The organism is Flavobacterium panici (assembly GCF_024499525.1).
In the GTDB taxonomy this organism is placed as follows: Bacteria; Bacteroidota; Bacteroidia; order Flavobacteriales; family Flavobacteriaceae; genus Flavobacterium; species Flavobacterium panici.
The window spans coordinates 2,220,296-2,239,922 of sequence record NZ_CP100437.1 but is presented as its reverse complement, the minus strand read 5'-3'; the positions used below and the strand labels follow the sequence as shown (position 1 = coordinate 2,239,922).

Below are 19,627 nucleotides of genomic sequence, written 5' to 3'. Positions count from 1 at the left end.
CCAATATTGAAATTTTAACAAATTAGCTTCAGAGAAATCTGGAGCTTTTTTATTTTGGGGCAGTAAAACTTATAGGTGTTTTCAAATCAAAATAAATCCTATATTCGTTATACAAAACCATTTACAACCAACCAAAAACTTCATGAATAAAAAAACACTTATTTTAATTGGGTTAATTATTTTAAAATTTGTCTTGCAATATGTTTTAATAAGTCCCGAATATGATTTGCAGCGTGATGAATATTTACATCTTGATCAGGCGCATCATTTGGCTTGGGGTTATTTATCTGTTCCGCCGGTAACTTCGTGGTTTTCGTATATTATATTACTGCTTGGGAATTCTGTTTTTTGGGTCAAGTTCTTCCCTGCTCTTTTTGGCGCTTTGACGCTTTTAGTTGTCTGGAAAACTATTGAGCTTTTAAAAGGAAATTTATATGCTTTGGTTTTAGGCGCACTTTGTATTTTATTTTCGGCTTTATTAAGGATTAACATGTTATACCAGCCCAATTCATTTGACGTTTTGTGCTGGACATTATTTTATTATATTTTGATTCAATATGTTACTACAGAAAAATCAAAATGGCTTTATATAGGAGCCGTTGTTTTTGCTTTTGGATTTTTAAATAAATATAATATTCTGTTTCTTTTAATTGGTCTTTTACCGGCAATTATACTTTCTAAACAAAGAAAAGTATTTGCAGAGAAAAAATTATACTTCGCCTTGATTTTGGGGTTATTATTGATTCTGCCGAATCTATTATGGCAGTACAATAATCATTTCCCAATTGTACATCATATGAAAGAATTGGCCGAAACACAATTGGTAAACGTAGATCGTGCAGACTTTGCAAAAGAACAGATTTTATTTTTCATAGGTGGATTCTTTGTCATTCTTTGTTCTTTTTATGCCTTACTTTTTTATAAACCTTTTGAAAAATATAAGTTCTTTTTTGCGTCAATAGTTTTTACATTAATTGTGTTTTTATACTTTAAGGCAAAAGCTTATTATGCGATTGGCTTATACCCTATTTATATCGCTTTTGGTTCGGTTTTTCTTGCAGATGTTTTACAAAATGGCTGGAAACGTTTTTCAAAACCTGTATTTATTGCACTTCCTTTACTATTTTTTATTCCGATGTATTACCTGGCTTTTCCCAATAAAAGTCCAGAAAAAATAGTTGCCGAAAAACTGGAAACGCATCGTTGGGAAGATGGAAAAGAACACAATTTATCTCAGGATTTTGCCGATATGCTAGGCTGGAAAGAACTTGCGCGAAAAACAGATTCGGTTTATGCTTTGTTTCCAAAAACAGAAAACACTTTGGTTCTTTGTGATAATTATGGTCAGGCCGGAGCTATAAATTATTATACCAAAAAAGGAATTAAAGCAGTTTCTTTTAATGCCGATTATGTAAACTGGTTTAATTTGAATCTTTATTATACAAATTTAATCAGGGTTAAGGAATTTGACAAAGACAGTAAGGAATTTGTAGAAACGAGTCCTTATTTTGATATCTCTTTAATTGGCGGCGAAATCACAAATAAATACGCCAGAGAATACCGAACCACAATTTTTATTTTTAAAAACGCGAAAATCAACATCAATAAAAAGCTTGAACAGGAAATCAAAGAAGAAAAAAATTACGATAAATAAATGATTGATTTCAGCAATATTGAATATTTAAAAACCGGAAATCCAAAACAGATTGAAGCTTACAAAACCTTAAAGCAAAATAAGGTTATGGAAGCTCTTTTTGAATTTGATCCAATTTTGGCTGGAACAATCCCCATTAATATTGATATTGAAAACAGCGATCTGGATATTATTTGTTATTGGAAAAACAAAACCGAATTTATTACTGCAATTTCTTCTTTCGAAAATAAAAATGATTTTAAGATTAGAGAAACTATTATTGATCAACATGAATCTGTAGTCGCTAATTTTAAAATTGATGATTTCGAAATTGAAATCTTCGGCCAAAATATTCCAACCAAAAATCAAAACGCGTACAAGCATATGATTATTGAACATGAAATATTAGAATCAAAAGGTGAAAATTTCCGTTTAGAAATTATTAAACTCAAACAAAATGGTTACAAAACCGAGCCAGCTTTTGGCGAATTATTAGGTTTACAAACCAATCCCTATTTAGAATTACTTGAATATAAATTGTGATTTAAGGAATCACAAGCCACAATTTACTAAATATCAATTACTTAAAACTAAAGTTATTAAAATGAAAAATTTTCAATAATTTCTTTGCATAACAGTATTTAGTGCGTATCTTTGCACCCGAAACATCGCGGGATAGAGCAGTAGGCAGCTCGTCGGGCTCATAACCCGAAGGTCACAGGTTCGAGTCCTGTTCCCGCTACTAAGTAAAGCTTCAGAGAAATCTGGAGCTTTTTTCTTTATAAAAAAAAGCACTTTGCAAAAAAGCTTGCTTTTTGATTGATTTTCTTTACGTTAACGAGAAGAAAAGCAACAATTATCTTAATTATTTATTTAAAATTATATTTTAATCGTAAACTCCAATGTTTAAAAAAAACAGCCCCCAAATTCTTATCCTTACCTTTTTAAGTTTATTTTTTTCCATCAATTCATTTTCTCAAAAAAATCTTTATGCCGGAATTGAAGTTGGCCGAAGAGCGATAAAAGTTTCTGTTCTGGATGTAAGTAATATCAAGAAAGCAGATTATAAAATCCTTTCTTTCTGGACTGAGAGAATTAATTTTGCCGAACATATTGCTAATACCGGCGAACTTACTGAAGACGATATTAACAGAGCCAGCACTATTGTAGCTGAACAATTGACAAAAATACGAGCAGAGCATAAAATGCCCGAAACCAATATTTTTATTGTAGCTGCTCCCGTTTTCTCATCTGCCCGCAACGCTGATGTTTTAAAAAATAAAATTGCGACGCTAACGAACAAAGAACTTGAAATACTTAATGTTAACGAAGAGGCTAAAACACTGGTTAAAGGCGCAATGCCTCCTGTTGATTATTCTAACGCTTTTTTGCTTGATATTGGTGCTCAAACTACTAAAGGCGGATATATTGATGAACTTGAAGATAATAAATTAGAGTTTATCCCTTTGGAGCTTGATTTTGGTACAATGACACTTACTGATGCGGTGAAAAAAACAGTAGTAAATCAAAGTCAGGTTAATGATATGTCGGCATATCAGGAAAAGTCTTTTGATTTTAACTCGGTGCTTCGTAAAAAAGTGCAGGCATTGCTGGACAAAAATCCTCTTTTATTAAAAAAGGATAAAATATATTTATCAGGCGGAGCTGTTTGGGCTTTTGCAACTTTATATTATAATGAAAATGTAAAAGAACATTATATTTCTTTAAACATGGAAGACATTCTGAATTATGATGCCATCCTGAAAAACAACTTTGTTAAATTCACTAACCTTGCTAAAACTAATAAAGAAGCTGCAAGAGTTTTAAGTACTTATAATCAGGAATATTTAATTTCTGCAAATAACATATTAATTGCCTGCTTAGAAGGTGTACCAAATTTAGAAACAAAGAAAGTATACTTTGTGAAAGAAGGACAAGTAACATGGCTTATTTCATACATTGCCGATCGTTCTAAAAAAGTAAATACTAATTTTTAAGAAATTATATTTCTAACTTGTACAAAGCTCCAGAGAAATCTGGAGCTTTTTTATTTTGAATAGAATTCAGTTTGAATAATTCAGGAACAAATTCTAAAAAAACAAATTTACAACCAATTTAGAATATAAATCAATTTTAGGATTTTTCTTAATATATAGCTAAAAATCTGTAATTTAGCTATTTACAAATTAATAATTTTGATTTTATGCATTCAATAACTCAATATACAGATTTTTTTATTAGTTATTTAGAAAATCAGATTATAGATAAAGAGCCCAAAAACCTTTATGATCCTATAAGCTATATATTATCATTGGGAGGAAAAAGAATACGGCCTGTCCTGACCTTACTTACAACAGAAATTTTTGACACAGATTACAAATTAGCATTACCAGCCGCTTTAGCCATAGAGGTTTTTCATAATTCTTCACTAGTTCACGATGATATTATTGATGAAGATCCTATAAGAAGAGGAAAACCAACCGTACACAAAAAATGGAATACAAACGTCGCTATTCTTGCCGGAGACGCCATGATTATTTTAACCTATCATTATCTGCAAAGTTACGAACCAAATCTGGCCAAAGCTTTGACTAAAGTAGTTACCAAAATGGGAATCGAAGTTTGCGAAGGACAAACATGGGATGTTGATTTTGAAACCCGACAAGATGTTACGGTTTCAGAATACCTAAAAATGATTGAGTGCAAAACCGGAGTGCTCATAGCTACATCGATGAAAATGGGTGCTATTATCGCTCAAACTTCTAAAGAAAATTGCGATTTAATTTATGATTTCGGACTTAATGTAGGTTTAGCATTTCAGCTGCAAGACGATTATCTTGATCTTTTTGGCGATACTCCAACCTTTGGCAGACGATTATGCGGTGATATTATTTCGAATAAAAAAACTTATTTATATTTTAAGGCTCTTGAAATTCTATCTAAAAGCGAAAAACAACAATTAATGGAATTGTACGCTGTTCGCCTTGATGATAATGCAAAGAAAATTGAAACCATAACAGAATTATTTCGGGCATCTGGAGTACCAACCGCAACTCAAGAATCCATTAAAAAATATACTTTTAAAGCTTCTGAAATTTTAGAGAAGATTGATATCGACGAAAATAAGAAAACACTTTTGAAAGATTTTGCAGAAAGCTTAATAGGGAGAAGAGTTTAGTTGTTTACGTTTAATATAAAATCTTCCGGCAACTGCATATTAAATTTCAGTTTCCAACAAAATATTGATCTCATCTAAAAATTCAAATTCATCCAGAGGAAAAAGTTGCAGCACTAATTCTAAAATAAGCCCTACATTAATAGATTGACTTTTTCCTTTTTCCGAAATTTTATGCGTTTCGTGATCCACCGCCAAAATACATAATTGCAGCATATTTTTAATAACGCAGCCTAGCTCATAATAATTTATGAATTTAATTTCGGTAGTGTAAACCTCTTTTTCATCATTAGCACGTTTAAGAGTGTTGAAGTATAATGCAGATAGCTTTTTAATATTCTCTAAATTTTTAGTTTGTTTTGTTTCCATTGTTTTATCCTTTTTGTGATAATTCAAATTTGGTCATATTTTTGTTTAATGTGGTTATCTTTTATGACAACTAACTAAAAAACAGAAAACAAAAAAACCGCCTCAAAAAAGACGGTTTTCCAAAAGTATATTTTATTAAAAAAATGCTTAAGCTCTAAACAAAGCATACTTATTATAGTTATACAACACCTTATCATAAGGAACATAAAGAGAAACTATTTTCTCAGTCGATTCGTCAAATTTAATTCCGTTGTGTTTTCTGAATAAGTAAATTTCTCTCAAACAGTTTGATAAACTTTGGTGAATTTCACTTGTAAAAGTTGGCAGTTTTTTGTCTCCAACTAAAAGATCAATTTGATAATTCGAACTGCTTTTTGATAAGTTATTACCAATAATTCTGATGGTAAATGTGGTTGACTTTCCGTATTGTTCACCTTGATATTGTAGTGTCATAATTTTATAGTAAAAAGGTTAGTATTGTATGTTTAAATTTTCTTTAGAATTGAATCCAATCTTAAAGTTATAAAAAATATTAATGCTTTATAAAAACCCGCATCAAAATAATTGAAGCAAAGTTAATATAAATTCTATTTACTGCATTTTTTTACACCAAACTAATTAATTCCAAATACCAGCTTTTCCCTTTTGAGTAATATTATTGGCAAACAAAGGCGTTTCTTCATTATTATGAGCTTCTAAATTTTGCAGCATCTGGCTTTTCACTAAACTTAAATCAGTAATATTTAATGATTTCAGCACCGCCAAAAACTCAAGAGTTGCGCTAACAGCAACATGATTATGAAGTTCGCACTGATCGTTTGATATCGGGACAATTTTAAGTTCCCAGGTCACTCCTATTTTTGTTGTACCTAAAGGCGAAATCGAATCAGAAACAGAATTTACTCTGCAATGGTTTTTACTTCCTATTTCTTCAACATAATGCTGTACTAAAAAGTTATCTGCAACTTTTTCTACATTGATGGACATTCGTTTTCCTTCTTTAGAAAATGAAACTCCACTGGCAATATGCCCCTTTGAACACGATTGATATTCAAAATCCTTCAAAGTAAACAGCCATTCGGTAATATTTATTTTTTCTGCAGGACAATCAATAATTGCCTTTGCAGTACATTCAGCAAGTATTTCCATCTTTATGATTCTAAAATGTTTATAAATTCTTGTGCAGATAAAAGTGAATGTCCATAACTCGGAAAATTAATTTCTACAGTTGCGATTATCTCGTCCTGATTAAAAGAACCTATTCCATCTTTGATCAAAGTAACGTGATATCCTAATTCTACGCCATATCTTGCCGTTGAATCAATACAAGTATTGGCTCTCATTCCGGCAATTACAATATGGTCTAAATCATGAATTTTTAAAAGAAAATCCAAATCAGTATTAGCAAAACCACTTGCTGTCCAATGATTTTGGGCTATTAAATCTCCCTTCTCCGGCAGCAAATCCGGATGAAATTCTGCACCCCAGCTTCCTTTTTCAAAAAGAGTTAAATTTTTGCTTCCGTTATGTGATGGAGAAAAATATTTCCATTTCAAATAATCTTCTTTTTGCGTTTGACGATGCGGCACATAAATTACTTTAATATTATGTTTTCTAACCGCAGTCAATAAACTTTTTAAGTTTACAATAATATTGTTGCTTTCCACGGTTTCTTTTACAAAAGGCCAAAGTTTTCCTTTTTCAGAAAGAAAATCATTATAGGGATCAACTAATAATAATGCAGTTCGGTGGTTTTGATACGTACTCATAGTTTTGAATTTTAGAAATTAGAACTAATAGATTCCAAAATCCAAACCCAAACATATAGTATTGATATTCAATCATTTACAAAATCACAAGAAATTGATATTCCGCTGAAAATCATCATATTAACGAAATATCAAAAATATATTTCTACTAAATTATATAACAAAAAAAGCTGTAACGAATTACAGCTTTCATATTTTTAAATACCTGATCGTCAACAATCAAGTAAAACTTCATAAACAAATTAGTTCACAATATTGCTTTCCGTTTTTCTTTCTTCATTTACATCTAATAAAAACAAATTCCCATTTTCATCAAACATTGTCATATTTAAGGCATCTAATAAAGTAAGATTTTTTGAAACCGAGCCTGTGAATTTGTTATAGGAAAGATTCATTTCTGAAAGGTTAGGCATTTTTTCTAATTCCTTAGGAATCTCACCACCCAAACTATTATTGTATAAACTTAAATTTTGGAGAATATTCAAATTAGAAATATCTGAACTTACGGCGCCAGATAATCTATTATTATTTAATAACAGAATTTTTAAAGTCGAAATTTTATATAACGAACTTGGCAAAACACCAGCAATTTGATTATCAAACAAACAAAGAATTTCTAATTGATTTAGTTTTCCTATTTCCTGAGGTAATTCACCGGAAATATTATTCTTAAAAAGTTCCAGATCTTTCAAATTCTTCAAATCGCAAATACTTCCCGGAATTGCGCCAGACAACTGATTACCGGAAACATTTAAAACCTGAAGCTCTTTAAAATTACTGATTGAATTTGGTAATTGTCCTTTAAGATTATTTTTATGAAGATCAACTGCCACTAAATTTACCAGCTCAAAAAATTCGGCAGGCAATTCTCCCTGCAAATTATTATCTGCTAAATTTAAAGAAGTTACTTTTCCGTTTTCGGCATAAACTCCATACCAGGTTGAGACTGATTGTGATAAATCCCATTTTATTTTCCACTGCGAACCATTCGTCGCGTGATATAATTTAATTAGCGCGTCTTTCTCTTTATCTGAAACAGTATCTGCAAAAATATTAAGAGAAAAAACAAATGCTAAAAAAAGTGTTGCAAGGCTTTTCATAACAGATTTGGGGGATATGTTTTTCTGCTTCAAAATTAGTTAATTACTAGATATAAAGCGACTTATGTCGATAAAGTGTTAATAAATAAAAAATTCGTCTTACTTTTCTTCTTTATAAAAATATCGAAATCGTTATAGTTTTTTAACTATTTTTGAAACAACTAATTACAAAAACCTATATTATGGAAAAAATTAACCTAATTACATTTTTCGTTGCCGCGATTGTGACACTCATAATCGGTTTTATCTGGTATCACCCAAAAGTTTTTGGAACAATCTGGATGAGAGAAAATAACTTTACCGAAGAAGATCTGAAAAAAGGAAACATGCTCAAAATATTTGGGTTTACGTACATTTTTTCTGTAATGCTTTCGATGGCTTTAATGTCGTTTACCATTCATCAGTCTGGCGCTATCGGAATGATTGGCGGCCCGCAATTTATTGAAACTGCAAAACCATCTTTCCATGCTTTCATGGCAGATTACGGAACTGCATTTCGTACTTTTAAACATGGTGCGCTGCATGGATTTATGTCGGGATTGTTTTTTGCATTTCCTATAGTCGGAATTAATGGTTTATTCGAAAGAAAATCATGGAAATACATCTTTATTCATGCCGGATATTGGATGCTTACTCTTACTATAATAGGCGGTATTGTTTGCCAGTTTGCCTAAATTATAAATAGTATAAACCCGTTTGAAGCCAAAACTCAAACGGGTTTTTCTTAATAATAACTTAAAGAAAATGAGTTATTACAAATATTATCTAATTTTGAAGAAATTAGCTCACACTTTTGAATACAACTTATTCTTTTCAAATCTATAACAGCGCGTCATTACTACCTTTAGAATGGAATTCGCTGGCTGCAGATAATATTTTTTTGACACGGGAATATCTCGAAGTACTGGAAAACTCTTGTCCGGTAAATATGATTTGTCATTTTATCGGAATTTTTGAAGAGGAAAAATTGATCGGAATTGTTTTAACCCAATTTTTATTTGCCGAAAAACTGGAATCGTTTGGCGAACGCGATCAATGTTTAAAAACATCTGTTCGTAATTTTGCTTTAAAAAATTTCGCTTCCCACGTATTATTTGTTGGAAACAATATGTTAACCGGACAAAATGCTTTTGTTTTTGATCAAAATGTAAAAGAATCTAAAGCAATTAAAACTCTTCATAAAGCTATTAATCAGCTTAAAAAAGATTTAAAAGAAAGTGGTAAAAAAGTTCATATAACGAGCATAAAAGATTTTACTGCAAAAGAAATCGAGCCATTACAGGCCGAATTTAAAAACAACTATACGTTCTCGACACAGCCCAATATGATTTTTAAAATCCACGAAAATTGGAAAACAGAACAGGATTATGTTGATGCTTTGTCAAAAAAATATCGGGATCAATACAAACGCGCCCGCAAAAAATCTGAAGGAATAGAAAAACAGCAATTGTCTTTATCTGACATTAGAAAATACGAAGATGTTATTTACGATTTGTATTTTCATGTGGCTAAAAATGCTCCGTTCAATACTTTTTTTCTGGCCAGAAACCATTTCAGTTTTTTTAAAGAAATCATGAAAGAGGACTTTTTGCTTTATGGTTATTTTTTAGATGAAAAACTAATTGGTTTCAATACGCTGATAAAAAACGGAGAAGTTATGGACACTTATTTTTTAGGTTATGACGAAAGTGTGCAGCGCGAAAAAATGCTGTATTTAAATATGCTTTACGACATGATTGCCTATTCTATTAAAAAAGGATTTAAGGAAATTGTTTTTGCCAGAACCGCTCTCGAAATTAAAAGTTCTGTTGGGGCAAAACCTATAAAAATGTACGGTTTGATCACACATAGTAATGCCTTAATCAATCATAATATTGCAAGGTTTTTCAATTATTTGGAACCAAAAACAGAATGGCAGGAACGCAATCCGTTTAAGTAACAGCTTTGACAAAGTTTAAAACTTTGTCAAAGATTAAGGAACTGCCAGTTTCATTTGTTTGTGCAGAATATGAATTTCTAACTCCTTTTGCGCTCCGCAATATTCACCATCAATTTGAAAATGAACTGGAATATCTGTTTTTATTTCTGCATTATCTGTCGAAATAATTACAATATCTTCAGAATCTATTGGCATGTTTCCGGTTATAATTTTTCCAATTAATAATAAATCGAGGCTTTTTAAAATCACCAATTCAAATTTTCCGTCGTTCATGGAACCATTTGGGTTAATAACTACACCAGTTCCGTATTTCTGTGAATTAGCAATAACAATCATTCTTGCGACATGATCAACGGTTTTATTGTTTGCCGATATTGTTGCTACAAAAGGTTCGTCAGATTCTGTTAATGTGGTAAAAGCTTGTAAAGCATAACCCCAAAAACCTCTCACATCGCTTTCTTCATAATTTTTGACCAAATTGGCATTCAAACCAAGATCACTTAAATGGATACTTTTTTTGCCATTAATGCAAATCATATCCATTTCTATATAATGATGCAGAAAAGCAATTTTAAGGTTTTCTTCGATTCCCGCAGGCAGATTTAAATCGACCGAAAGTCCGTTTGCAGATCCGGCTGGCAAAATTCCGATAATTACATCGTGTTCTTCCATAGCTTCGGCAACCATTTTTATGGTTCCGTCACCGCCGGCAACTATAATTCGTTCTGGCTTATATTGATTATAAAGTGCTTGTATTTCTTTTAAATCATTTTTACCGGTAGTTTCATAAACTTCCAAATCAAAATGATTTGTCGCCGCAAACTCCTGAACAGCCTCAATTAAACTTGATTTATCAAGATCTCCCGAAATAGGGTTTACAACAAATATGATGTTCTTTTTCAAAATTTTATTTTTAAAACCAATTAAAATAATTAATTTACATGTTATATAAATATACGTAATTAATGAAACCAATTTTACAATTATATCGGGGTTATGCCAATGAGGAAGAATTAATTGTGATGGGGCATGTCTTTAAAAGAACGTATGATTATGATTTCCAGAAGAAAAGCCTAAAAAATGCACGCTCAGTTGTTAACCAATTCAGAATAAAAACAATTGAAAATTTTGATATTTATCTAAAATGCGGCAATCAGGAAATCCACACCAAAACGCTGGACGATGGTTATTTTAAGTTTTGTATTCCGCTTGAAAAAGAAAGTCCTTTTGGATGGATTGAATACGAAGTGAGCATCAAATATGGAGGTAAAACTATTATTTCAAAAGGAAGTTATATACGTCCGCATAAGGGAAATCTAGGAATCATTTCTGATATCGACGATACTTTTTTGGTTTCGCATACGCAGAATATGTTCAAAAAAATGTACATTTTGCTTTTCAAAAATGTAAACGACAGAAAGGTTTTTAAAGATGTTGTTCCGCATTATCAGGCTTTAAGTTCAGCCGGCCGACACAATAAAGAAGAGGAAAATGCTTTTTTTTATGTTTCGAGCAGCGAATGGAATTTATACCGATTTATTATAGAATTTACCAAAATACATAATCTGCCGCGCGCCGTTGTTTTATTGAAAGATATTAGGCGAGGAATTACTGATTTCTTCATGAGCGGACGTGGGAATCACGATCATAAATTTGATAAAATAAAGCATGTTTTAGAGTTTTATCCTAATCTTAAATATGTTTTATTAGGAGATGACTCTCAGCACGATCCGGTTTTATATGAGCGAATCTGCAAAATATTTCCTGTTACTGTAATTGCTGTTTACATTCGACAAACAGGCAAAAGTAAAAAAAAGGAAGTCAAAAAAATCATGAAAAATTTAGAATCGCTTGATGTTTCTGTTTGTTATTTTAAAGAAAGCAGTGAGGCGATTGCGCATTCCAGATCTATTGGGGTTATTAAATAGTCTCATTTTTTGTCATTTCGACCGAAGGGAGAAATCGCAATAGTAGATCGACAAAGATTGGCGACAAACTTATGGAGTTTCTTGTGCGATTTCTCCCTTCGGTCGAAATGACAATACTTTATGTAAAGAAAAAACCTTTGTCAAAGTTTTAAACTTTGACAAAGGTCTGTAAGTAAAAAAAATGTGTTTCAGAAACTCAAAACTGAGACTGCGACTGAATACTAATTAAGCGCTAAAATTATCAATCTCTTCCTGAACAACTTCCCAGTCTATAAGTAATTGTTCTAAATCTTTTTTCTTTTTATTGTATGCTGTAAAAAACGATGCATCTTCGATGTGTTTGTCGTAATTAGAAGCCAGCATTTTATCATCGTGCTGAATGTCTTTTTCTAATTGCTGAATTTGACTTTCAATTTTACTCAATCGGTTTTGAAGCGCTTTCCCTTTTTTCTGATCTTCGTATGATGCTTTGTTTGTTTCCTTTGGAGCAGCTGCTTTTGCAACGTCTTTTTTCTCGACTTCACGCATATTTTCAAGGTTGCGCTGTTCTAAGAAATAGTTGATATCTCCTAAATATTCTTTGATTTTTTGATCTTTAAATTCGTAAACGATATTAGACATTCCCTGAAGAAAATCCCTATCGTGAGAAACTAATAATAAAGTTCCGCCAAATTTTTGAAGTGCTGCTTTCAAAACATTCTTAGATTTAATGTCTAAGTGATTTGTAGGCTCATCCATTAGCAATACGTTGATTGGCTGTAATAATAACTTACAAAGTGCCAAACGGTTACGCTCGCCTCCAGAAAGTACTTTTACTTTTTTCTCAACATCATCACCTCTAAAAAGGAAAGATCCCAACATATCACGTACTTTCATACGATTGGTGTCTGTTGCGGCATCTTCCATTGTTTGAAGCAAAGTGATTTCGCCATCAAGATATTCTGCCTGATTTTGAGCAAAATATCCTAATTGTACATTGTGACCTAATTTAATAGTTCCGTCGTATTCAAATTCGTTTACAAGCGCTTTGATGAAAGTAGATTTTCCTTGTCCATTTTGTCCAACAAAAGCAATTTTACTGCCTCTTTCAACAAGTAAACTTATGTCTTTTAAAATTGTTTTGTCTCCGTATGCTTTTGTAACATTTTCTGCTTCAATCACTACTTTTCCTGGCTCTTTTGAAACCGGAAATGAAATATTCATTACAGAATTATCGTCTTCATCAACTTCAATTCTTTCTACTTTATCTAACTTTTTAATCAGCGATTGCGCCATCGAAGCTTTTGAAGCTTTCGCACGGAACTTTTCGATTAATTTTTCTGTCTCCTCAATTTTCTTTGCCTGATTCTTTTGAGTCGCTAATTGCTTTTCACGAATTTCATGGCGAAGTTCTAAATATTGAGAATAAGGTTTATTAAAGTCGTATGCTTTTCCTAAAGAGATTTCGATTGTACGGTTTGTAACGTTATCCAAGAACATTTTATCGTGCGACACAATTACAACAACTCCGGGATAATTTCGAAGAAAACTTTCTAACCAAATGATACTTTCGATATCTAAGTGATTCGTTGGCTCATCCAAAAGCAATACATCATTTGACTGCAATAATAATTTAGCCAATTCTATACGCATTCTCCAACCTCCTGAAAATGTTTCAGTTTGATTGTTAAAAACTTCTCTTTTAAAACCTAATCCTAAAAGAATTTTCTCTGTATCTCCAACATAATTGTAACCTCCAAGAAGCTCAAAACGATGTGTATAATCAGATAAATCTTCAATAATCTGTCCGTATTCTTCACTTTCATAATCGGTTCTGGTAACCAATTGATGATTGATTTCTTCTAATTTTTTTTCTACAATTTTAATTTCGGTAAAAGCTTCATAAGCTTCTTCTAATACGGTTCTTCCACGTTCAAAATCAATATCCTGACGTAAAAAACCCATTTTGATATCTTTCTCCTGAGAAATAACTCCTGAATCCGGAGCAAAATCTCTTGCTAACATTTTAAGCATTGTCGATTTACCTGCTCCGTTTTTACCAACAAGACCTACGCGGTCGCCGGCGCCTAAACGAAAAGTAACTTCTTCAAATAAATATGTTCCTCCAAAAGAAACCGAAAGATTGTGTATATTAAGCATTAAATTGTTGTTTATAGTTTAAAGTTTCATGTTTTGATACCTTAAACAGAGAATGAAAATTGTAAATTTGCGTTACCCAGATAAATGGTAATGTAAATTTTTTGCAAATGTTAAAAAAAGGATCCAAACTAAATAGTATTTTAACAGGAAGTTGTCCAAAATGCCAAAAAGAGAGCATGTATTCAGACAAAAATCCGCTTCATTTGACTAAAGTTCTAAAAATGAACGACAATTGCGGTCATTGCGGTTTAAAATATCAAATTGAACCTTCGTTTTTTTATGGTGCAATGTATGTGAGTTACGGATTAAATGTTGCGGTGGGAATTGCTGCCTTTATTGTTTCATTTGTGTTTTTTGGAGCAAGTATTGGAGAATCTTTTATAGCAATTGTTATTACATTAATTGTTTTGTTTCCGTTTGTTTTGCGACTTTCCCGAAATCTATATATTAATATGTTTATTTCTTACGATCCTAAGGCCGGTCAGGAATAAGGGATTTTAAATATCTTTTATGAAAGCGTTTTATATCGGCTTCTTTGTCTATTGGGGTTCCGTTTTCAATATTGTCATACAACATTTTTGCCAAAGCCGGACCCAGCATTACACCACGGGTTCCTAATCCATTAAGCAGATGAATAGATTTGTATACTTCATGAGTACCAACCAGAGGTCTTCTGTCTGCAACTGTAGGTCTAACTCCTGCAAAATGTTTTACAATTTCAAAATCGCAGGTAATAATTTCTCTAATACGATCTAAAAGTTCTTGTTTGCCTTCTTCCGTTGGAAGATCTGTTTTGTCATGCCAATTGTAAGTTGCACCAACTTTATACAAATTACCGCCTATTGGAAAAATAAAAACGCTTGTATTAACAATTACATCTAATTTTAAATTAGGTGCATTTATTAAAAACAGCTCGCCTTTTGTTCCATCCAAAGGCAGATAATTAAAATATGGATTTTTATGCAGTCCAAAACCTTCTGCAAATATGATATGACGGGCTTTAATGTTTTTATACTGAATTCCTGAATCATGAAAATCTAAAAAAGAGCTATGAAAAGATTCTTCCAGAAGGAAATCATTCTTCTTTAAATATTCTCTATAGCTTTCTAATAATTGCCCGGTTTTTACATATCCAGTATGCAAAACTTCACCATAATCATAAGGAGAATCGATACTTTGGTATTTTTTAGTAATTAGTTTTGTAGATAAAAAGGGAGCTAAATTAATTTTATCAGAAGCAGCAAACCAATTATTCTGTTCTTCAATTGAAAAAAACTTTCTAAGAATGGGCATTTTAAAGTTGAATTTTTCCTGCAGTTTTTCTTCAACTTGTTCATAGAACTCATTCATTAAGACCAAATGTTCTTTAGCATTCCAAACTTCACTGAAACGTTTCAAAATAACCGGATTATACAAACCTCCCGCAATTCGGGAAGAATTTTGAGATTTGTCATCAACAACTAAAATAGACTTATTGTTTTTAAGGGCAACTTCTGCAAAAGAAATCCCAGCCAGCCCAGATCCCACGATTAAATAATCAAGCATTGTGAATGTATAGATAAAATAAAAAAACTCTTACTGCAAAGGTAGTAAGAGTTTTTCTTATAATTGGTTTAGATCTTTAGTAGTTCCACATATCTTCTTCGAAGTTACGAATCTTCTCTTTTACTCTTTCAGATTCTAACAACTGATTTTGTGCATTATCTTTCATGTAATCTTTAATTTCACGATCTCCATACATATTCTCCTCTTTGTAAATAACTGCGTTAAAACGTCTTGAATTAAGTATTTGATCAAATGAAATTGGAAGTGCCGAATTACTGTCGTTAAAAGCTTTTGCTTCATGAAGTACAGTTCGGGCATTTGGGAAGAAAACCCAGAATAGTTCAATATAATCTTTTTCGTCACTATTCATCGTGTAAACATCTGGGGTTACAGGACAAATTCCAAGTAAGCGATATTTCAATTCACTTTGGCGTTTATCAAAATACCAATATCCTTTTACTTTATATTGTGAAACATCGGCAGCTGTAAGATCTTGTCTTAAAATATATTCAGCAGGAACCGTTCTTGTTGGACCTATAGTTTGGTCAACATAATTTACCACTTTCTTTTTACCAGTACCCGTTACCACTTTTTTCTTTACAACACGTGTTTTAAAATCATCCGGATATTGATTTATAAGTTCCCTACCTGCATCTGTTGTATCAACACGGGTTAATGAACCTTCAATGTCTTTCATGGATTTTTTGGTATTGAAATAACTATCTGTATAAACTTCAGTTATTTTTCCTTGTCTGATTCCTTTGGTCAAAACATCATAAAGTGAACGTCTGTCTGAACCAATATTGACAGTATCTACAGGAAAATATAAAGGAAAATTGATTTTTTCATTTAAATCAATAATCTCCCAGGTAGTTTTTGCCATTAAAACATCACGATCATCTACATAGCCATAAGCTAAAGGCTTATCATTATCAGAGATAAGCTGCGCAGCTGTTTTAAGCCCAATTTGATCTGCTGTTTTAGCATTAAGTAAATTAGATTGAGCATTAGAAATAATACCGCCAGCGATAAAAACAATAACCATTAAAAAACTTTTCACTTTCATCATAATATTTTTTATAATAAACCTAAACGCAGTTTGATGTGTAATATTGTTATTTTTCTTACAATAATGTGAATTTGTAGAAATTATAATTACAAATTTAAAAATTAATTTTAATTAACGTTTAGCTAACATACAATAAATATTTTACAAAACACTATAAATCTGATCATTACAAAATAAAACCATACCTTTTGTAATATCTTTCCCTGCTATTTTGCTTTTTTAAAAATTTAAATCTTAATAAAATTTATATAAGATAGTATTAAAAAGTGTTGTCATCTGATCAAAAAAAAACTCTCACTACGTTAGCAGTGAGAGTTTTTCTTATAATTTAATTTTAGAACTTAGTAGTTCCACATATCTTGTTCGAAGTTACGAATCTTCTCTTTTACTCTTTCAGATTCCAATAACTGATTTTGTGCGTTATCTTTCATGTATTCTTTGATCTCACGATCTTGGTACAAGTTTTCTTCTTTATAAACAATCGCATTAAAACGTCTTGAATTTAAAATCTGATCGAATGAAATTGGCAGAGCCGAATTGCTGTCATTGAAAGCTTTTGCTTCGTGAAGGACTGCTCGAGCATTTGGGAAGAAAACCCAAAATAATTCGATATAATCCTTTTCGTCACTGTTCATTGTGTAAACGTCTGGAGTTACAGGACAAATTCCAAGTAAACGATATTTTAATTCACTTTGACGTTTATCAAAATACCAGTATCCTTTAATTTTATACTGAGTAACATCTGCAGCAGTAAGATCTTGCTTTAAGATATATTCAGCAGGAACTGTTCTTGTTGGCCCAACTGTTTCGTCTACATAAGTAACAACTTTCTTTTTACCAGTACCAGTTACAACTTTTTTCTTCACAACACGTGCTTTATAGTCGTCTGGATATTGGTTGATAAGCTCTCTACCAGCATCTGTTGTGTCAATACGAGATAAGGCACCTTCGATGTCTTTCATAGATTTTTTAGTATTGAAATAACTATCAGAATAAACCTCAGTTATTTGGCCTTTTCTAACGGCTTTCGTCAAAACATCATATAATGAACGTCTATCAGAACCAATATTAGCAGTATCTACTGGAAAATACATAGGGAAGTTGATCTTTTCATTTAAGTCAATAATCTCCCAAGTTGTTTTACCCATCAAGATATCTCTATCATCAACATAACCGTAAGCTAAAGGCTTATCATTATCAGAGATAAGTTGCGCAGGAGTTTTAAGCCCAATTTGGGCAGGCGTTTTTGCATTTAGCAAATTTGATTGCGCATTAGAAGCAAAACCTCCAGCGATTAGAACAATAGCTATTAAAAAATTTCTTACTTTCATCGTGGTATTATTATAAATATTGACTGAAGATTTCAGTACTTAATTATTGTATTTCATAAATTACCGGAGCAGTTCTTGGTAATAAATAACTACCAGCTCCAACAAGTTTAGTTTTAATTTCAGAAATAGTAACTTGATCTCCTTTACCTGCTCTTGAAAGTACTTGCTTACATTGTGCATTTAATCTATTACCAGTAACAACAACTGTAGGCTGTCCAGCAATTTTCATGTTAAATCCAACAACATCTAAACCAACTTCAAAATCAAAATCAAGTAATTTAGCACCAATAGTAGCAATTTCTAAGTTAGATCTAGGTCCTTTAACAACACCCATCTCACCTCTAATTGTACCTGTTGGTCCAGGAATACCTTTAATTCTGAATGATTTCTTATCAGTAACTTTATCTCCGTTTGGTAATGTTCCTGTTACAGAAATTGTAGCTTCTGTTCCTGAACCCGGGCTCATGTTATATTTACCTGGTTTACCAGCTGAAGATAATCCTGGAGCGCTAGCAGAAATTTTGTTAGCATCAACTCCTGCAAATGATACAGAGATTGGGTTAACAACTCCTCTATACACTACATTCATTTTATCAGCAGAAATCGTAGCTGAGTTTGGTCTTGGAACTACAACGTAAGTTCCTTTGAATTTTAATGGAATGTTTTTACCGTCTTCTAAGAAAGTAAATTGACCATTAATGTTTTGTTCACCTACACCACCAGCAGTTAAAGAGATAACAGCTTGTCCGTTAACAATTTGTCCAGGACCTTGGAATGAAGTTGGTTTTGTGTTTTCGTCATAACGACCTAAAACTACTTTACCTGTAACTTTTTCTCCTTGGAAATAAGCATTTTTATCTAAAACAACGATTGCCTGGTAGTTGCTATAAGAAGCAGCAGCAACTGCAGCTTTTCCTAAAGCACTGTTGTAAACATCTGTTTCTGCTTTTTTAACGTCATTCTGCCAAGCTGAAAGTTTAGCAGCAGATGCAATTGCAGGGAAACCTTTAAAGTGGTAAGCTAAGTATTTTTCTTTTATACCTTCTTTGTTTTTTACTTCAGAAACGTCAAATTTCTTTTCAACTTCTGCAATAATGTTAGCATACTTTTTATCTGTTCCTAAAGCAGCTTTTAAGTCTGCTTTGTATTTTTCGATTTTAGCGATAATTTCGTTACCTTTTTTAGTGTAACCGTCTCCTGTAAACCAGTCGTCGATGTTATCACCTCTATCCATAGCTTCGTATGGTAGTTTTCCAGTTTCTTTTTCAACCTCAAATCCTTTGATAGACTGAGCTTTTAAAGTACCAATATAATCGTAAAATTCTTTTGAGATTCCTTCAACTTTGTGTGCAGTTTCTGCTGCAGTAATGAACTCTCCTTTTGCTTCAGCAGCTTTTTGATCTAAAGATTGTAATAAGCCTTCGTTTGTTGTAACTGAAGTAGTATTTGCAGCTTCAAATTTTTCGTTCATCAAACCAAAAGCAGAAATTACTTCTTTTGATACGTTCATTGCTAACATCGCGATGAAAACCAGATACATCAGGTTAATCATCTTCTGTCTAGGGGTTAATTTTCCTCCTGCCATTTTTTTCTAATTAGTTCTTATTAATAATTTTAATATAATAGTTAA

At 32.0% G+C, this 19,627-nt stretch carries 19 protein-coding genes and 1 tRNA gene; 9 read left to right on the top strand and 11 right to left on the bottom strand.

Going from position 1 to position 19,627, the window contains the following annotated elements:
* Window positions 1-142 precede the first annotated feature (142 nt).
* The 5 genes from NLJ00_RS09900 (at window position 143) to NLJ00_RS09880 (ending at window position 4,811) form a co-directional block, all read left to right on the top strand.
* Entirely contained in the window at window positions 143-1,654 is a 1,512-nt protein-coding gene (locus NLJ00_RS09900) for an ArnT family glycosyltransferase (protein WP_256637068.1), read from the top strand.
* Complete coding sequence (locus NLJ00_RS09895; RefSeq protein ID WP_256637067.1) at window positions 1,655-2,176, top strand: DUF4269 domain-containing protein; 522 nt, start codon at window positions 1,655-1,657, stop codon at window positions 2,174-2,176.
* Between the two features lie 126 nt (window positions 2,177-2,302).
* Window positions 2,303-2,375: transfer RNA gene (locus NLJ00_RS09890), tRNA-Met, on the top strand.
* A 160-nt stretch (window positions 2,376-2,535) separates the two neighbouring features.
* Window positions 2,536-3,630 carry a Ppx/GppA phosphatase family protein gene (locus tag NLJ00_RS09885; RefSeq protein ID WP_053470611.1) on the top strand — a complete coding sequence of 365 codons (1,095 nt, stop codon included), beginning with the start codon at window positions 2,536-2,538 and terminating at the stop codon, window positions 3,628-3,630.
* A 206-nt stretch (window positions 3,631-3,836) separates the two neighbouring features.
* Entirely contained in the window at window positions 3,837-4,811 is a 975-nt protein-coding gene (locus NLJ00_RS09880; RefSeq protein WP_256637066.1) for a polyprenyl synthetase family protein, read from the top strand.
* 39 nt (window positions 4,812-4,850) lie between these two features.
* On the opposite strand, the gene NLJ00_RS09875 is transcribed toward NLJ00_RS09880, so the two are convergent.
* The 5 genes from NLJ00_RS09875 to NLJ00_RS09855 all read right to left on the bottom strand — a co-directional run bounded on the left by NLJ00_RS09875 (window position 4,851) and on the right by NLJ00_RS09855 (window position 8,046).
* The gene (locus NLJ00_RS09875) at window positions 4,851-5,177 is read right to left on the bottom strand and encodes a hypothetical protein (protein ID WP_256637065.1); all 327 of its coding nucleotides are present in this window, start codon (window positions 5,175-5,177) and stop codon (window positions 4,851-4,853) included.
* 147 nt (window positions 5,178-5,324) lie between these two features.
* Window positions 5,325-5,630, bottom strand: a complete 306-nt coding sequence (locus NLJ00_RS09870; protein WP_256637064.1) for a hypothetical protein — start codon at window positions 5,628-5,630, stop codon at window positions 5,325-5,327.
* Between the two features lie 165 nt (window positions 5,631-5,795).
* Window positions 5,796-6,326 (bottom strand): hypothetical protein, encoded by a 531-nt coding sequence (locus NLJ00_RS09865; protein ID WP_256637063.1) that lies wholly within the window; start codon window positions 6,324-6,326, stop codon window positions 5,796-5,798.
* 2 nt (window positions 6,327-6,328) lie between these two features.
* Window positions 6,329-6,946 (bottom strand): cysteine hydrolase family protein, encoded by a 618-nt coding sequence (locus NLJ00_RS09860; RefSeq protein ID WP_053470616.1) that lies wholly within the window; start codon window positions 6,944-6,946, stop codon window positions 6,329-6,331.
* 242 nt (window positions 6,947-7,188) lie between these two features.
* Window positions 7,189-8,046, bottom strand: coding sequence for a leucine-rich repeat domain-containing protein (locus tag NLJ00_RS09855; protein ID WP_256637062.1), 858 nt, complete (start codon window positions 8,044-8,046; stop codon window positions 7,189-7,191).
* A gap of 182 nt (window positions 8,047-8,228) precedes the next feature.
* Here NLJ00_RS09855 and NLJ00_RS09850 point away from each other — a divergent pair, with 182 nt between their 5' ends.
* Both NLJ00_RS09850 and NLJ00_RS09845 read left to right on the top strand, forming a co-directional pair.
* A complete protein-coding gene (locus NLJ00_RS09850) occupies window positions 8,229-8,720 on the top strand; it encodes a DUF1761 domain-containing protein (RefSeq protein ID WP_180860033.1) in 492 nt (163 codons plus the stop codon).
* A gap of 119 nt (window positions 8,721-8,839) precedes the next feature.
* Window positions 8,840-9,985 carry a GNAT family N-acetyltransferase gene (locus tag NLJ00_RS09845; protein WP_053470619.1) on the top strand — a complete coding sequence of 382 codons (1,146 nt, stop codon included), beginning with the start codon at window positions 8,840-8,842 and terminating at the stop codon, window positions 9,983-9,985.
* Window positions 9,986-10,018: 33 nt separating this feature from the next.
* Here NLJ00_RS09845 and NLJ00_RS09840 read toward each other — a convergent pair whose 3' ends face one another.
* The gene (locus NLJ00_RS09840; RefSeq protein WP_256637061.1) at window positions 10,019-10,888 is read right to left on the bottom strand and encodes a diacylglycerol/lipid kinase family protein; all 870 of its coding nucleotides are present in this window, start codon (window positions 10,886-10,888) and stop codon (window positions 10,019-10,021) included.
* Window positions 10,889-10,950: 62 nt separating this feature from the next.
* Between NLJ00_RS09840 and NLJ00_RS09835 the strand changes: the two genes are divergently transcribed.
* Window positions 10,951-11,913, top strand: coding sequence for an App1 family protein (locus NLJ00_RS09835; RefSeq protein WP_256637060.1), 963 nt, complete (start codon window positions 10,951-10,953; stop codon window positions 11,911-11,913).
* 225 nt (window positions 11,914-12,138) lie between these two features.
* Here NLJ00_RS09835 and NLJ00_RS09830 read toward each other — a convergent pair whose 3' ends face one another.
* Window positions 12,139-14,052: an ABC-F family ATP-binding cassette domain-containing protein gene (locus tag NLJ00_RS09830; protein ID WP_053470621.1), complete on the bottom strand. Its 1,914-nt coding sequence runs from the start codon at window positions 14,050-14,052 to the stop codon at window positions 12,139-12,141.
* A gap of 107 nt (window positions 14,053-14,159) precedes the next feature.
* On the opposite strand from NLJ00_RS09830, the gene NLJ00_RS09825 reads away from it, so the two are divergent.
* Window positions 14,160-14,543 (top strand): DUF983 domain-containing protein, encoded by a 384-nt coding sequence (locus tag NLJ00_RS09825; protein WP_053470622.1) that lies wholly within the window; start codon window positions 14,160-14,162, stop codon window positions 14,541-14,543.
* Here the strand turns inward: NLJ00_RS09825 and NLJ00_RS09820 are convergent.
* From NLJ00_RS09820 to porM, 4 genes are all read right to left on the bottom strand, one after another.
* Entirely contained in the window at window positions 14,524-15,597 is a 1,074-nt protein-coding gene (locus NLJ00_RS09820) for an NAD(P)/FAD-dependent oxidoreductase (RefSeq protein WP_256637059.1), read from the bottom strand. The two genes, NLJ00_RS09825 and NLJ00_RS09820, sit on opposite strands and share 20 nt — an antisense overlap.
* Before the next feature lie 76 nt (window positions 15,598-15,673).
* On the bottom strand, window positions 15,674-16,663 hold the full coding sequence (porN, locus tag NLJ00_RS09815) for a type IX secretion system ring subunit PorN/GldN (RefSeq protein ID WP_053470624.1): 990 nt from the start codon (window positions 16,661-16,663) through the stop codon (window positions 15,674-15,676).
* A gap of 344 nt (window positions 16,664-17,007) precedes the next feature.
* On the bottom strand, window positions 17,008-17,997 hold the full coding sequence (porN, locus tag NLJ00_RS09810; RefSeq protein ID WP_053470625.1) for a type IX secretion system ring subunit PorN/GldN: 990 nt from the start codon (window positions 17,995-17,997) through the stop codon (window positions 17,008-17,010).
* A gap of 43 nt (window positions 17,998-18,040) precedes the next feature.
* Complete coding sequence (gene porM, locus NLJ00_RS09805) at window positions 18,041-19,582, bottom strand: type IX secretion system motor protein PorM/GldM (protein ID WP_053470626.1); 1,542 nt, start codon at window positions 19,580-19,582, stop codon at window positions 18,041-18,043.
* Window positions 19,583-19,627: the final 45 nt, after the last annotated feature.